This window comes from Brevundimonas sp. FG128 (assembly GCF_057809775.1).
In genome coordinates, this window is sequence record NZ_JBMDKP010000003.1 from 1 (window position 1) to 12916 (window position 12916).

At 65.8% G+C, this 12916-nt stretch carries 16 protein-coding genes; 4 read left to right on the forward strand and 12 right to left on the reverse strand.

Annotation, left to right across the window (positions count from 1 at the left end; genetic code table 11):
- Positions 1-162: 162 nt before the first annotated feature.
- The 4 genes from ACODSC_RS08490 to ACODSC_RS08505 all read right to left on the reverse strand — a co-directional run bounded on the left by ACODSC_RS08490 (position 163) and on the right by ACODSC_RS08505 (position 2482).
- Positions 163-363, reverse strand: a complete 201-nt coding sequence (locus ACODSC_RS08490; protein ID WP_488813469.1) for a hypothetical protein — start codon at positions 361-363, stop codon at positions 163-165.
- A gap of 55 nt (positions 364-418) precedes the next feature.
- Positions 419-709 carry an ACR/YggU family protein gene (locus ACODSC_RS08495; RefSeq protein ID WP_488813470.1) on the reverse strand — a complete coding sequence of 97 codons (291 nt, stop codon included), beginning with the start codon at positions 707-709 and terminating at the stop codon, positions 419-421.
- 78 nt (positions 710-787) lie between these two features.
- Positions 788-1717, reverse strand: coding sequence for an electron transfer flavoprotein subunit alpha/FixB family protein (locus tag ACODSC_RS08500; RefSeq protein ID WP_488813471.1), 930 nt, complete (start codon positions 1715-1717; stop codon positions 788-790).
- Positions 1718-2482: an electron transfer flavoprotein subunit beta/FixA family protein gene (locus ACODSC_RS08505; RefSeq protein WP_488813472.1), complete on the reverse strand. Its 765-nt coding sequence runs from the start codon at positions 2480-2482 to the stop codon at positions 1718-1720.
- A gap of 116 nt (positions 2483-2598) precedes the next feature.
- Between ACODSC_RS08505 and ACODSC_RS08510 the strand changes: the two genes are divergently transcribed.
- Positions 2599-2940 (forward strand): hypothetical protein, encoded by a 342-nt coding sequence (locus tag ACODSC_RS08510; RefSeq protein ID WP_488813473.1) that lies wholly within the window; start codon positions 2599-2601, stop codon positions 2938-2940.
- A gap of 21 nt (positions 2941-2961) precedes the next feature.
- On the opposite strand, the gene ACODSC_RS08515 is transcribed toward ACODSC_RS08510, so the two are convergent.
- Together ACODSC_RS08515 and ACODSC_RS08520 are read right to left on the reverse strand one after the other, a co-directional pair.
- On the reverse strand, positions 2962-3534 hold the full coding sequence (locus ACODSC_RS08515; RefSeq protein WP_488813474.1) for a cob(I)yrinic acid a,c-diamide adenosyltransferase: 573 nt from the start codon (positions 3532-3534) through the stop codon (positions 2962-2964).
- Between the two features lies 1 nt (position 3535).
- A complete protein-coding gene (locus ACODSC_RS08520) occupies positions 3536-3739 on the reverse strand; it encodes a twin transmembrane helix small protein (RefSeq protein WP_488813475.1) in 204 nt (67 codons plus the stop codon).
- A 113-nt stretch (positions 3740-3852) separates the two neighbouring features.
- On the opposite strand from ACODSC_RS08520, the gene ACODSC_RS08525 reads away from it, so the two are divergent.
- Together ACODSC_RS08525 and ACODSC_RS08530 are read left to right on the forward strand one after the other, a co-directional pair.
- Complete coding sequence (locus ACODSC_RS08525) at positions 3853-5007, forward strand: hypothetical protein (protein WP_488813476.1); 1155 nt, start codon at positions 3853-3855, stop codon at positions 5005-5007.
- Between the two features lie 140 nt (positions 5008-5147).
- A complete protein-coding gene (locus ACODSC_RS08530; protein WP_488814050.1) occupies positions 5148-6158 on the forward strand; it encodes a type I restriction endonuclease in 1011 nt (336 codons plus the stop codon).
- 1 nt (position 6159) lies between these two features.
- Here ACODSC_RS08530 and polA read toward each other — a convergent pair whose 3' ends face one another.
- The 5 genes from polA to ACODSC_RS08555 all read right to left on the reverse strand — a co-directional run bounded on the left by polA (position 6160) and on the right by ACODSC_RS08555 (position 10842).
- Complete coding sequence (gene polA / locus ACODSC_RS08535; protein WP_488813477.1) at positions 6160-9072, reverse strand: DNA polymerase I; 2913 nt, start codon at positions 9070-9072, stop codon at positions 6160-6162.
- Positions 9073-9109: 37 nt separating this feature from the next.
- Positions 9110-9730 carry a DUF6655 family protein gene (locus ACODSC_RS08540; protein ID WP_488813478.1) on the reverse strand — a complete coding sequence of 207 codons (621 nt, stop codon included), beginning with the start codon at positions 9728-9730 and terminating at the stop codon, positions 9110-9112.
- On the reverse strand, positions 9730-10170 hold the full coding sequence (locus ACODSC_RS08545; RefSeq protein WP_488813479.1) for a VOC family protein: 441 nt from the start codon (positions 10168-10170) through the stop codon (positions 9730-9732). The genes ACODSC_RS08540 and ACODSC_RS08545 overlap by 1 nt, the downstream gene beginning before the upstream one ends.
- Before the next feature lie 82 nt (positions 10171-10252).
- Positions 10253-10492: a zinc-finger domain-containing protein gene (locus ACODSC_RS08550; protein ID WP_488813480.1), complete on the reverse strand. Its 240-nt coding sequence runs from the start codon at positions 10490-10492 to the stop codon at positions 10253-10255.
- A gap of 56 nt (positions 10493-10548) precedes the next feature.
- Positions 10549-10842 carry a hypothetical protein gene (locus ACODSC_RS08555; RefSeq protein ID WP_488813481.1) on the reverse strand — a complete coding sequence of 98 codons (294 nt, stop codon included), beginning with the start codon at positions 10840-10842 and terminating at the stop codon, positions 10549-10551.
- A gap of 186 nt (positions 10843-11028) precedes the next feature.
- On the opposite strand from ACODSC_RS08555, the gene ACODSC_RS08560 reads away from it, so the two are divergent.
- On the forward strand, positions 11029-12003 hold the full coding sequence (locus ACODSC_RS08560; protein ID WP_488813482.1) for an ABC transporter ATP-binding protein: 975 nt from the start codon (positions 11029-11031) through the stop codon (positions 12001-12003).
- Here the strand turns inward: ACODSC_RS08560 and ACODSC_RS08565 are convergent.
- The gene (locus ACODSC_RS08565) at positions 12000-12881 is read right to left on the reverse strand and encodes an alpha/beta fold hydrolase (RefSeq protein WP_488813483.1); all 882 of its coding nucleotides are present in this window, start codon (positions 12879-12881) and stop codon (positions 12000-12002) included. The two genes, ACODSC_RS08560 and ACODSC_RS08565, sit on opposite strands and share 4 nt — an antisense overlap.
- Positions 12882-12916: the final 35 nt, after the last annotated feature.

Here is a 12916-nt window from a genome sequence, read left to right on the forward strand (position 1 = left end):
CCGAGCGAGGCGGCTCTATACGGAGACCCCGATTTGTCAGCAAGCGGATTCTGACGGATTTGCGAAATTTCTCGCCGACTCGCGATCAACGACCCTGAATCCGGGCCGCGCCGGTCGTCAGCCCGCTATGTAAGCTGGAAGATTTTAGGCAGCTTGCCTGCCTCAGGCCCCACCCAAACGCGACATCAGCTCCGGGTCCTGCTCGGAAGCCGTGACCTCGCTGTCGAACGCCAGTTGGGCCTCGGATACATCCGTGAAGGTGAACGGCTCCGACAGGCGCAGGCTTGAGACCGCGTAGTCTTCACCCCTCTGTTCAAGAACGACGCCGCTGCGGGCGTGCAGGATACGGGCGTCCGTGGTCATGGGTCTGTTCTCCGGCTTTTTGGGAGAATGCTCCAATCACCGAAAGGGGTCGCTCTCAGTCGCCGGAAAGGATTTCGGCGATTCGTGCGCCCAGCGTCTCGTCATCCAGGCCATCGACGACAACCATCTTCGACCGCGACTGGCCGCCGCGCACCACGGTCACCGACGACTTCGACACGCCGAGGTTCTTGGCCAGCAGCCGGATCAGGGCGTCATTGGCCTCTCCGTCTATGGGACGGGCGCGCACGCGCACCTTAAGCACACGCCGTCCCTCTGCGTCCGCCTCCCAGCCTTCGATGCGATCCACCGCCGCGACGGGCTGCAGCCTTATGGGCAGGTTCGCCATCAGATCCTCTACGGGCAAGAAAAAAAGGGCGCGGCTCCATCCGGCGCCGCGCCCTCCTCCTATTGATCTAATCCAGGCTTAGCCCAAGGCCGTCATCAACTCCGGCACGATGGTCTTGTAGTCGCCGACCAAGCCGTAATCCGCGACCTGGAAGATCGGTGCGTCGGGGTCCTTGTTGATGGCGACGATGGTCTTGGAGTCCTTCATCCCGGCCAGATGCTGGATCGCGCCCGAGATGCCGATGGCGATGTACAGGGCCGGGGCCACCACCTTGCCGGTCTGGCCGACCTGGTAGTCGTTGGGGGCGTAGCCCGCATCCACGGCGGCGCGACTGGCGCCGACGGCAGCGCCCAGCTTGTCCGCCAGCGGATCCATGACGGCGTGGAACTCCTCGGCCGAACCCAGGGCGCGGCCGCCGGAGACGACGATCTTGGCGGCGCCCAGCTCGGGGCGGTCCGACTTGACCATTTCCTCGGAGACGAAGGCGGTCTTGGGCGCGTCGGCGCCGGCCACCGTCTCGACCGAAGCCGAGCCGTCGTTGGCCGCCGCATCGAAGGCGGTCGGGCGCACGGTGATCACCTTCTTGGCGTCCGCAGACTGGACCGTTTCTAGGGCGTTGCCGGCGTAGATCGGGCGCACAAAGGTATCGGCCGACACCACCTCGACGATGTCGGAAATCGGCGCGACGTCCAGCTTGGCGGCGATGCGCGGGGCGTAGTTCTTGCCGTCCGTGGTGGCCGGGGCCAGGATGGCGTCGTAGCCGTCGGCCAGCGGAAGCACGGTCGCCTCGACCGCCTCGGCCAGCGCCTTGCCCAGACCGGCGCTCTCGGCCAGCAACACCTTGCGCACGCCGGCGATCTTGGCGGCCGCGTCAGCAGCGGCCTGAGCCCCCTGCCCGACGACCAGCACGTCCACATCGGACGACAGGGCCAGGGCGGCGGTCACCGTCTTGTTGGTGGTGTCGCGGACGGCCGAACCGTCGTGATCGGCGATGACGAGGACAGCCATTTACAGCACTCCTGCGGACTTGAGCTTGGAAACCAGTTCGGCGGCATCGGCCACCTTGACGCCGGCCGAGCGCTTGGGCGGCTCGGTAACCTTCAGGACCTTCAGACGATCAGCGACATCGACGCCATAGTCGGCGACCGCCTTGACGGCGATCTCCTTCTTCTTGGCCTTCATGATGTTGGGCAGCGATGCGTAGCGCGGCGTGTTCAGCCGCAGGTCCACCGTCACCACCGCCGGCAGTTCGGCGGCGATGGTCTGCAGGCCGCCGTCGACTTCGCGGGTCACCGTGGCCTTGCCGCCTTCGATCACCAGCTTGCCGGCGAAGGTGGCCTGGGGCCAGTCCAGCAGGGCGGCCAGCATCTGGCCCACCGCATTGTTGTCGCCGTCGATCGACTGTTTGCCCATCAGGACCAGGTCGGGCTTTTCTTCCTCGACCACCGCCTTCAGCAGTTTGGCGACCGCCAGCGGCTCAAGGTCCGTGTCCGACTGAATCAGCAGGCCCCGATCCGCGCCCATGGCCAGGGCGGTGCGGATGGTTTCCTGGGCCTGGGTCACGCCGATGGAGACCACGACGATCTCGGTCGCCGTGCCGGCGGCGTGATGTTCCTTGCCTTCCTTCAGACGAACCGCCTCTTCGACGGCGATTTCGTCGAAGGGATTCATGCTCATCTTGACGTTGGCCAGATCGACGCCTGACTGGTCCGCCTTGACGCGGGCCTTGACGTTATAGTCGATCACCCGTTTGACGGGGACGAGTACCTTCATGGGTCTATCCGTGAAATCGCCTGAATGTGTGGGCAGGACATGGAGCGGTCGCGAAGGCCTGTCAACGTAACGCCGCGTCAGGTTCGCAGACCGACGCGCCTATAACGGACCAAGAGATGAAGCGTTTCCTGACCTTTCCGCGCCTGGCGATGTTGTTCGGCGCCAGCTTCGCCGTCGTCCTGGGCGGCATCTTTGTGCTGCAGACCTATTGGATCAATCCCGGCGCGCGCTGCGAGGCCAAGGGCAACTGGTACGACATCGACAGCCGCACCTGCGCCACCCCCATCTATATCCCTGACATCACCGGCCGTCCGGCCGGCATGACGCGGGCCCAGGCGTCGGCCGACAAGAACAAGGACCTGGTGAAGCTGGAGGACCAGGTGAACGCCCAGCAGCGCGCCGTTCGCGCCGAAGTCGCCCGCGAAAAAGCCGAGCTGGCCGCCCGCAAGGGGAACTGACGCAATGGGCGACGCCTCGGCTTAGCGCGTCGCTCCCGGCTTCCACTTCACGTCATTGGCGCCGTTCGCATTGGCGCGTCGGGCCGCGACGAACAGATGGTCCGACAGGCGGTTCAGATATTTGACCGCCTCCACATTCACCGCCTCGCCGGTCTCGATCAGCCGCACAGCCTCGCGCTCTGCGCGGCGGCAGATGGTGCGCGCCACATGCAGATGGGCCGACAGCGGCGCGCCGCCCGGCAGGATGAAGCTGTCGAGGGCCTTGAGGCTCTCGTTCATCCAGTCGATCTCTTGTTCAAGCCGCTCCACCTGGCTCTCGACGATCCGTAGCGCCTCCCAGGCCGGAGGCGGATCAAGCGGCGTCGCCAGATCGGCGCCCAGGTCGAACAGCTCGTTTTGGATACGGCCCAGCATGGCGTCGATGCGGTCGTTCTGGCCGCTGTTCAGCCGGGCGACGCCGATCACGGCGTTCAGCTCGTCGACCGCGCCATAGGCCTCGACCCTTCGGTCGGTCTTGGAGACCTGCGCGCCCGACGCCAGCCGCGTCTGGCCGCTGTCCCCGGTGCGGGTGTAAATCTTGTTCAGCACCACCATGTTAGCCCCCCCGCGTCGCTTTCCACATCATGCCGACGACCAGCAGCACCACCGCCAGCGCCTGCAGCCCGACACGCAACCGCATCAGCCGGTTGGAATGGGTCCGCGCATAGTCCCCGCCCCGGAACAGCGAATAAAGGCCGAAGCCCAAGGTCACGGTCACGGCGGCGATGGCGACGAGGATCAGGATGTCGAAGATCTGCATGCCGCCGTTCTAGGCTCCTGCGGTCGGGCGCGCCAGCGGGGGACGGCGCGAGCCTGTTCCGTTCCGGGACGCAGCTAAGCCATTAGTCATCATTCTGGTGCAATCTACGCGACATGACCGATCGCGCTGTCCGCAATCTCGAGCATCTTCGCAGCTCCGCCTCCACCGCCCGGGTGCTGAACCTGCTGCGGGTGTGGGAGGAGAACGGCGACAGTTCCGCCGACGGTGCGGTGCGCAACCCCGACTGGGCCGCCCGCCCGATCTTCCGCACCTCGGCCCTGAACCGGGCCCTCGTCATCAAACACCGCCTGCGTCGCAACGAGACCGACCTGTTCACGGGGCGTCGCCAGGTGGCCACCAAGGTCGTCATTCCGATCGACGACGAGGACCTGAAGACCGGCGGCCGCTACGTCTTCGTCAACCAGATCGGCTTCGAGCGGATGATGATGGAGGCGTTCGGCGTCGCGGCGACCCATCCCGACATCGAGACCCTGCGACTGATCGACAAACTGCCGTCGCTGGATCCTTTCCTGCTGCGCGAACAGCTGCGTCGCGGCGGTCTGGACCCGGCGCCCTGTTATTTCTCCATCAGCGAAAGCGACCTGCAGCGGATGCTGGCCTTCGTGCGCAGCGAGATCGAACCCCTGGTCACCCTCAGCCTGGGGGGCGACACCATCGCCGTGGGCTCGGATTCGGCCGGCCGGATGGCGGCCAAGATATTGTCCAACACCCCCGGAGACCAGCTGGAGGCCCTGCGCCTGACCCTGCGCCTGGCGCCCGAGCAGTATCAGGAGGGCGTCTTCTGCTGGAAGGGCTTCCTCTATTACAAATGGACGCTCGCGGCCCTGCTGAGCGAGGTCGCCGCCGTCGCCGAGGCCGTGCGCACCATCAAGCCCGTCGGCAAGACCGACCGCGCCGCCCGCGAATATCTGGCCCGCAGCCGCGATGTGCTGCGCGGCCGCATCATCAAGACCTGCGACGAGGTCAGCCGCACCCTGCGCGTCTATGACGACGCCTACGCCAAACTGACCCAGGAAGGTCGCCCGACCGCCTTCCGCGACTTCCTGCTGGACGCCCCGTCGATGTTCGCCAAACTGGGCGACCAGCTGGGCGCCGTGCAGCACATCGTCAGCTACTGGCGTTTCCGCTTCGGCCCCGCCGCGGCCCCGGTGAACGTGGAAGAGCTTATGGACATCTTCATGGACTTCGAAACCGGCCTGCTGGGCCGCGGCGAAGTCCCCGACGACATCGGGATGATCGCGGCCTGATCGGCCCGGCCTGCGCGCAATAAGATATATAGACTCTCTCAATGGTTGCGGCTTAGCTGTCGCCGTTCACCTAGGGGGAAGTCTTGGACATTCAAACGAAGCTCGCCGAACTCCAGAAACGCACGATGGAGCACCGGGAGGTGCTCTTGACCGAAGAGGCCGCCAAGACGGCCCTGGTCATGCCCTTCATTCAGGCTCTCGGCTATGACGTGTTCAATCCGTCGGAGGTGATTCCGGAATACACGGCCGATGTCGGCACCAAGAAGGGCGAGAAGGTCGATTACGCCATCTGCCACGGCGGAAAGATTCGCATTCTGATCGAATGCAAGCCCAGCAATGTCGCGCTGAACCTCAACCACGCCAGCCAGTTGTTTCGCTATTTCTCGGTCACGGATGCGCGTCTAGCCATCCTGACAAACGGGGTCGTCTATCAGTTTTATTCGGACGTCGAGGCAACCAACAAGATGGATGACAAGCCGTTCTTCACCTTCAGCATGGACGCGCTGAAGCCGACGGACGGTCGCACTGTGGAGAAGTTCACCAAGCTCACCTTCGACATCGACAAGATCGTTCAGGAGGCCGGGCTTCTCAAGCTGCAGTCCCTGCTCCGCAAGGAACTGGAGAAGGAGATGGCGGAACCGTCCGAGGAATTCGTGCGGATGATGGCCGCCCGCGTCCACGAAGGCCGGGTCACAGCCCAGGTCCGCGAGAACTTCGGCAAGATGGTTGTGGCGACCTTTTCCTCGATCATCCGTGACAAGGTCAATGAACGCCTGTCGACAGCCCTCAACGCCACTGGCCCCTCAATGACCGATCAGGATGAAGCGCCGCCGAGCGACCCCGAAATGGTCGTGACGACGGAGGACGAGGTTTCCGGCTTCCACATAATTCAGGCCATCGCGTCGAAGTTGGTCAAGCCTAGGCGGATCGTCATGCGAGACGCCCAGTCCTATTGCGCGATCCTATTGGACGACAACAACCGCAAAACCATCGCTCGGCTGCACTTCAACGGCGTCACCAAGAAGTATGTCGGCACCTTCTCCGACAAGGACGAAACCCGCCATCTGATCGGCGACCTGACGGAAATCTATCAACTGTCAGACCAGATTGAGAAGCGGATCAAGGACCTGGAAGGCGCTCTGCCGGCCTAGCTCAGTGGGCGGCGTCCCAGTTCGACGCCGCCCGCGCATCCACCACCAGCGGCACAGTCAGAGCCACCGCCGGATCCGAGGCGTTCTCCATCACGCGCCTGATGACGACGATGGCGCGGTCGGCTTCGGCCTCGGGGGCTTCGAAGACCAGTTCGTCGTGGACCTGGAGCAGCATGCGGGTGTTCAAGCCGGCCTCTGTCAGGGCGGCGGGCATGCGGATCATGGCGCGGCGGATGATGTCGGCGGCGGCGCCCTGGATCGGGGCGTTGATGGCGGCGCGCTCGCCGAACTGACGTTCGGCGCCCGACTTCGAATGGATGGCGGGGATGTGGATGCGCCGGCCGAAGACGGTCGAGACATAGCCCGCCTGGCGCACCTCGGCCTTGGTCTTGTCCATATAGGCGCGGATGCCGGGGAAACGTTCGAAATAGGTCTTGATATAGGCCCCGGCCTCGCCCTGATCGATGCCCAGCTGGTTGGCCAGGCCGAAGGCCGAGATCCCGTAGACGATGCCGAAGTTGATCGCCTTGGCGCGGCGTCGCGTCTCGGACGGCATGCCCTCGACAGGGACGCCGAACATCTCGCTGGCCGTAGCGGCGTGAATGTCCAGCCCGGCCTTGAAGGCGCGCTTCAGCTCGGGGATGTCGCCTATATGGGCCAGCAGACGCAGTTCGATCTGGCTGTAGTCGGCGCTGATCAGGACGTTGCCGGGCGCGGCGATGAAGGCCTGGCGGATCTCGCGGCCGGTCTCGGTGCGGATCGGGATGTTCTGAAGATTGGGGTCGCTGGACACCAGACGGCCGGTGGTGGCGGCGGCCAGTTGATAGCTGGTGTGGACGCGGTCGGTCTTGGGGTCGGCGGCGGCGGTCAGGGCGTCGGTATAGGTGCCCTTCAGCTTGGACAGCTGGCGCCAGTCCAGCAGGACGCGCGGCAGGTCGTGGCTGAGCGCCAACTCCTCCAGCACGCTGGCGTCGGTGCCCCATTGGCCCGAGGCGGTCTTCTTGCCGCCCGGCAGGTTCAGCTCGCCGAACAGGATCTCGCCGATCTGGCGCGGCGAGCCGATATTGAAGGGCCGCCCGGCGATCTCGTGAGCCTGGGCCTCCAGCTCGGCCATGCGCAGGCCGAACTCGCTGGACAGCCGCTTCAGTCGGTCAGGATCGATGCGGACACCGTTCAGCTCCATGTCCGCCAGCACCGTCGGCATGCCGCGCTCCAGGGTCTCATAGACGGTGGACAGACCCTCGCGCGCCAGTCGGGGTTTCAGGATACGCCACAATCGCAGGGTCACGTCCGCATCCTCGGCGGCGTATTCCGCCGCGGGTTTCAGGGCGACGTGCTTGAAGGATTTCTGGCTCTTGCCGGTCCCCGCCACGCTCTTGAAAGGGATCGGTTCGTGACCGAGGTGCAGGCGCGACAGCTCGTCCATGCCATGTCCATGCAACCCGCCCTCAAGCACGTAGGAGATCAGCATGGTGTCGTCATAGGGTGCGACGCGGATGCCACGACGCGCCATGACGGCGATGTCGTATTTGGCGTTCTGCAACACCTTCAGAACCGAAGGATCTTCCAGCAGCGTCTTCAGCTTGGCCAGGGTCGTCGGCTTGTCGAGCTGACGGATCGGCTCGCGCGCATCGCCGGGCTCGCCGAACAGACCGCCCTCGTTCGCCTGCGGCTCGTGCTCGTGCGTCAGGGGGATGTAGCAGGCCTCGTTCGGCCCAACGGCCAGCGACACGCCGCACAGGCCCGCATGGGTCGCCGACAAGGCGTCGGTCTCGGTGTCGAAACCGACGACGCCGACCTCGGTCGCCCGCGCGATCCAGCGATCCAGCGCCTCTTCGGTCTGGACGCATTCATAGAGGGCGTGGTCGAAGGTCTGGACCTCCGCCGGGCTTTCCACGACCTGCCCGTAACGGGGCGTGGCGACGGGGGCGTTCAGGTTAGGCGCACGCTTGGGCGCAAAGGCCGAGACCTCGCTGGGGCCGGCCTTGCCGTCGCCGACGCGGCGCTGAAGCGAGCGGAACTCCATCGTCTCCAGGAAGGCCGACAGGATCTCTGGATCGGGATCGCGCACGGCGAAGTCGTCGATCAGCTCGGGCGCCGGCGCATCGCAGGTCAGGCGCACCAGTTCGCGCGACAGACGGATCTGATCGGCGAAGGCGATCAGGGTCTCGCGGCGCTTGGGCTGTTTGATCTCGCCGGCGCGGGCCAGAAGCGTGTCCAGATCGCCGTATTCGTCCAGCAGCTGGGCCGCTGTCTTGGGCCCAATGCCGGGGGCGCCGGGGACGTTGTCCACACTGTCGCCGATCAGGGCTTGAAGATCGACCATCTTCTCGGGGCCGACGCCGAACTTCTCGAACACCTCGGCTTCGGCCAGACGGCGATCCTTCATCGGGTCCCACATCACGACACCGCCGCCGATCAGCTGCATCAGGTCCTTGTCGGACGAGACGATCACCGCCTCGCCGCCGGCGTCGCGTGCCTTGCAGGCGTATGTGGCGATCAGGTCGTCGGCCTCATAGCCGGGCAGTTCGACGCAATGGACGCCGAACGCCGCCGTCGCCTCGCGCACCAGCGGGAACTGCGGGATCAGATCCTCGGGCGGCGGCGGGCGGTGGGCCTTGTACTGGTCGTACAGGGTGTTGCGGAACGTCTTTTCCGAATGATCGAAGATGGCCACCAGATGGGTGGGGCCGTCGGCGCCCTTCATGTCTTTCAGCAGCTTCCACAACATGTTGCAGTAGCCCTGGACCGCACCCACCGGCAGGCCGTCCGACTTGCGCGTCAGGGGCGGCAGGGCGTGATAGGCGCGGAAGATATAGGCCGAGGCGTCGATCATCCACAGCCGCAGCGCGGGGCCATCCTGCGTCAGCGGGCGTTCGGTCTCGGTCGTTTCGGGCGCAGTCGTCTCGGTCATGGCCGGAACATAGGGGTCGAAAGCCCCCGCGTCAGCGTCAGAATTCGGTCCAGCTCGATCCGGGATCGCGCTGACCCGGCTGGGCCTGCTGCTGACCCCAGGCCACGACCATGAAGGCCTTGTGGCTGCGGATGCGATAGGTGCCGATCATCGGCACCACCGCGCCCAGCGGCGCGCCCGTCTTGGCCTCGTAGAGGAAGCCCGAGAACTCCGCCACGCCGACCCGGTCGCGGTGGCTGTAGACCGACAGCTCGGGCAGGGAGACGACGTTCAGCGTCTCATTGATCGGGATCCGCATCTCGGGAATGCCGAACACGCGCCGCATCTGCTCCAGCGACAGGGCGCCGGCGCGGATTTCGAACACCGCGTTGGCCTCGTCCTTGTTCCGCGCCAGGCTGAAGCCGGCGTCCGAGATCGCGCCGCGAAGGGCGCTGACGGCGTAGCGCGTGCCTTCACCCTGGAAATAGGCGTCGTCAACGAAGACAGAGGCGCCTATCGGCAACGGAAGGACCAGGCCCTCGATCGCCTTGTCGGAGGCGCGGGCCAGCAGCAGCTGTTCGGTGGCGGTGCGCCCCGGATTGGTCTCGGTGGTCGAGGCGCAGGCCGAAAGCGCCAGGGCCGCCGCAAATGTCGCGAGAAGGCCGCGCCCTGCGCGCATCACCACGTTCCGGTATTGCCCATCGAGGCCCAGGGCTCGGCCGGCGCCAGGGCCGAACCGTCCTGAAGCAGTTCGATGGAGATGCCGTCGGGCGAACGGACGAAGGCCATGTTGCCGTCGCGCGGCGGGCGGTTGATGACGACTCCGCCGTCCATCAACGTCTGGCAGGCGGCGTAGATGTCGTCGACCTTGTAGGCCAGATGGCCGAAGTTGCGCCCGCCCTGATAGTCTTCGGGATCCCAGTTGTAGGTCAGCTCGACCTCGGGGCAGCGCTCCGCCGCTGACTGGGCGAGGTTCTTGGGCGCCGCCAGGAAGACCAGGGTGAACCGGCCCGCTTCGTTCTCCATTCGCCGCACTTCCTGAAGACCCAGCAGGTCGCAGTAGAAATGCAGAGAGGCGTCGAGGTCCTTCACACGGACCATGGTGTGCAGATAGCGCAAGGCTCGTCTCCGTCCGAACAGCGTGTCAGCGGTCCTATAGCGGCCGGACGGTCACGCGGCGATTGAACTGAGGTTACGAACCTCAGTGCGCCTCGGGCGCGCGCGCCGCAGGGCTCAGATATTCGTTCTCGTCGTGCGGATGGGCCGACAGGACGAAACGCCGGTCGCAATAGCCGCACTCGACGAAGTCGTCCTCGCCCATGTCCATATAGACCAGCGGATGGCCGAGCGCGCCGCCGCCGCCGTCGCAGGCCACGCGCTTGGTCGAGACGACCATCTCTTCGGGCGGCGGGATGAGGGCTTCGGGGTGGCGGGGGGGCATGGTCCGGTCCGGGTCTGGAAGGCTTGCGGGCTTCCTAGGCGGACCGGACCCGAAGGTCAAACCTCAGCAGGCGCGGCGGGGCGGCGACGCAAGAGGCGATCCAGCATGGCCTTGCGCTTCTTGAACAGGGTCAGGCCCAAGCAGGCGGCGCCGACCCACAGGCCGACCTCCCCCACCAGCGCAAGGCCTGCTGCGGCGATCGCGGCGTGGGTCATGTCGATCTGATCGGTCTTGCCGGCTAGCAGCGCCAGGCCGGCCCCCGCATAGCCAATGGCGCAGACGCCCATGGCGGCGAACCCGATCAGACGGGTCTTTGTCAGGGGCTTCCTGGGTTTTTGAAGGTCGGTCATAGCTCATCTCCATCAAGCAAGGTTGTCTTTGTGACAAGCAAGCTAGACATCATTGCTGTTGTCGTCAAGCGTCATTGACATAACGACAGGCGCGCTTGTCGCCGGCCGTCTGGTTGCATGGCTTGGCGAACCCGACCACGCGCCCTACCTATGCCGCTCGCCGTTCCGCCTGAGTGAATTCCCGACATGCCCGAGACCCTCGCCCTGCCCGACAACGCCATCGAGGTGCGGGGCCTGAAGAAGACCTACGCCGGCTCCAAGAAGGCGGCGCCCAAGACGGCGCTGCGCGGCGTCGATCTGGTCATTCCGCGCGGCTCGGTGTTCGGCCTGCTGGGTCCGAACGGCGCCGGCAAATCGACCCTGATCAACATCCTCGCCGGGGTGGTGAAGAAGTCGGAAGGCTCGGTGACCATCTGGGGCCGCGACATCGACAGGGAGCCGCGCGACGCCGCCGCCGCTCTGGGCGTCGTGCCGCAAGAGATCGTCGCCGACGTCTTCTTCACCCCGCGTGAATCTCTGGAGGTCCAGGCCGGCTTCTATGGCGTGCCCAAGAACGAACGCCGCTCGGACGAACTGCTGGCGGCGCTGGGCCTGTCGGACAAGGCCAACGCCTATGTCCGCGCCCTGTCCGGCGGCATGAAGCGTCGCCTGATGGTGGCCAAGGCCCTGGTCCACAATCCGCCCATCCTGATCCTGGACGAGCCCACGGCCGGCGTGGACGTCGAACTGCGTCGCCAGCTGTGGGCCTATGTCCGCCGCATCAACGAAGAAGGGGTGACCATCGTCCTGACCACCCACTACCTCGAAGAGGCGCAGGAGCTTTGCGACACCATCGCCATCGTCAACCGGGGCGAGGTCGTGGCCTGCGAGCCGACGCCGCAACTGCTGCGCCGCCTGGACAGCCGCAACGTCGTGGTCACGCCGGAAACGCCCCAGGCGACGCCACCGGTTTTGGCCGGCTTCGAGGTCACGCCGCGCCCGGGCGGCGCCTTCGCCGTGGCCTACAAGAAGGGACAGTCGTCGGTGGAACAGGTCATCAACGCCGTCCGCGCCGCCGGCGTCACCATCGCCGACATCACCACCGAGGACCCGGACCTGGAGGACGTCTTCCTGGCCCTGACCTATGGCGATGCGTCCCAGGTCGATCCGACGAAGGACTAATCGATCTCGGACAGAAACTCGAAGATCGCCGCCTTGGCCTCCGGCTCATCCAGCATCGGCGCGTGACCGACGCTGGGAACCTCGACATAGGCCATGGCCGGGGCCGCCTTCTTCATCCGCCCGGCGATGTCGGCGCTCAGCAGATCCGAGTTCGCGCCGCGCACCAGCAGGGTCGGCTTCTTGCGCGCCAGTCGCCGGAACATGGGCCACAGGTTCGGGACCAGCGCCTTGGCGCCCGCCGTACGGATCGGCACGGAAATGTCGGTGTCATAGTCCAGCCCGATCTCGCCATCCGGCTGCTGGCGGAAGATGCGCCGCGCAAAGGCGTCCCAGTCCGCATCCGAATAGTGGGGGAAGGCGACGGCGTTGATCCGCTTCGCATAGGCCGCCGCATCGCCCCACGACCCGATCTCGACCGGCTGACCGCTATAGGCGGCGATGCGCGCCAGGCCCTCCGGCGCCACTTCCGGGCCGATATCGTTCAGGATCGCCGCGACCACCGCCTTGGGCTTCATCGCCGTCAGGGCCATGGTGATCAGCCCGCCCATGGAGGTGCCCAGGAAGACCGCGCGGTCGATGCCCGCCTGCGCCATCAGGGCCAGCACGTCCCGCGCATAGACGTCCGGCGTATAGGTCATGGGATCGGGCGCACGATCCGACAGGCCGCGCCCGCGCACGTCCACCGCCAGCACACGCCGTCCGCTCTGGGCCAGCATGGGGGCGATGGCTTCGAAATCGGCGCTGTTTCGGGTTAGGCCGTGGATGGCGATGACCGGCGGCCGCGCGACCCCCGGACCAGGCGCATAGTCGCGCGCGAACAACGTTAGTCCGTCCGGCGAGGTCCAGCGGCGGTCTGCAAAGGGATGTGGCGCGCTCATTGGCGATCTCCTCCGGTTTCAGCCAGAGTAATTCA

Bases quoted from the DNA above. Each gene is read 5' to 3' on its own strand.
- ACODSC_RS08495 (WP_488813470.1), bottom strand. From the start codon at position 709: ATGGCGAACCTGCCCATAAGGCTGCAGCCCGTCGCGGCGGTGGATCGC.
- polA (WP_488813477.1), bottom strand. From the start codon at position 9,072: ATGACCGAGACGACTGCGCCCGAAACGACCGAGACCGAACGCCCGCTG.
- ACODSC_RS08555 (WP_488813481.1), bottom strand. From the start codon at position 10,842: ATGACCGACCTTCAAAAACCCAGGAAGCCCCTGACAAAGACCCGTCTG.
- ACODSC_RS08525 (WP_488813476.1), top strand. From the start codon at position 3,853: ATGACCGATCGCGCTGTCCGCAATCTCGAGCATCTTCGCAGCTCCGCC.
- ACODSC_RS08520 (WP_488813475.1), bottom strand. From the start codon at position 3,739: ATGCAGATCTTCGACATCCTGATCCTCGTCGCCATCGCCGCCGTGACC.
- ACODSC_RS08550 (WP_488813480.1), bottom strand. From the start codon at position 10,492: ATGCCCCCCCGCCACCCCGAAGCCCTCATCCCGCCGCCCGAAGAGATG.
- ACODSC_RS08490 (WP_488813469.1), bottom strand. From the start codon at position 363: ATGACCACGGACGCCCGTATCCTGCACGCCCGCAGCGGCGTCGTTCTT.
- ACODSC_RS08515 (WP_488813474.1), bottom strand. From the start codon at position 3,534: ATGGTGGTGCTGAACAAGATTTACACCCGCACCGGGGACAGCGGCCAG.
- ACODSC_RS08500 (WP_488813471.1), bottom strand. From the start codon at position 1,717: ATGGCTGTCCTCGTCATCGCCGATCACGACGGTTCGGCCGTCCGCGAC.
- ACODSC_RS08505 (WP_488813472.1), bottom strand. From the start codon at position 2,482: ATGAAGGTACTCGTCCCCGTCAAACGGGTGATCGACTATAACGTCAAG.
- ACODSC_RS08540 (WP_488813478.1), bottom strand. From the start codon at position 9,730: ATGCGCGCAGGGCGCGGCCTTCTCGCGACATTTGCGGCGGCCCTGGCG.
- ACODSC_RS08560 (WP_488813482.1), top strand. From the start codon at position 11,029: ATGCCCGAGACCCTCGCCCTGCCCGACAACGCCATCGAGGTGCGGGGC.
- ACODSC_RS08565 (WP_488813483.1), bottom strand. From the start codon at position 12,881: ATGAGCGCGCCACATCCCTTTGCAGACCGCCGCTGGACCTCGCCGGAC.
- ACODSC_RS08510 (WP_488813473.1), top strand. From the start codon at position 2,599: ATGAAGCGTTTCCTGACCTTTCCGCGCCTGGCGATGTTGTTCGGCGCC.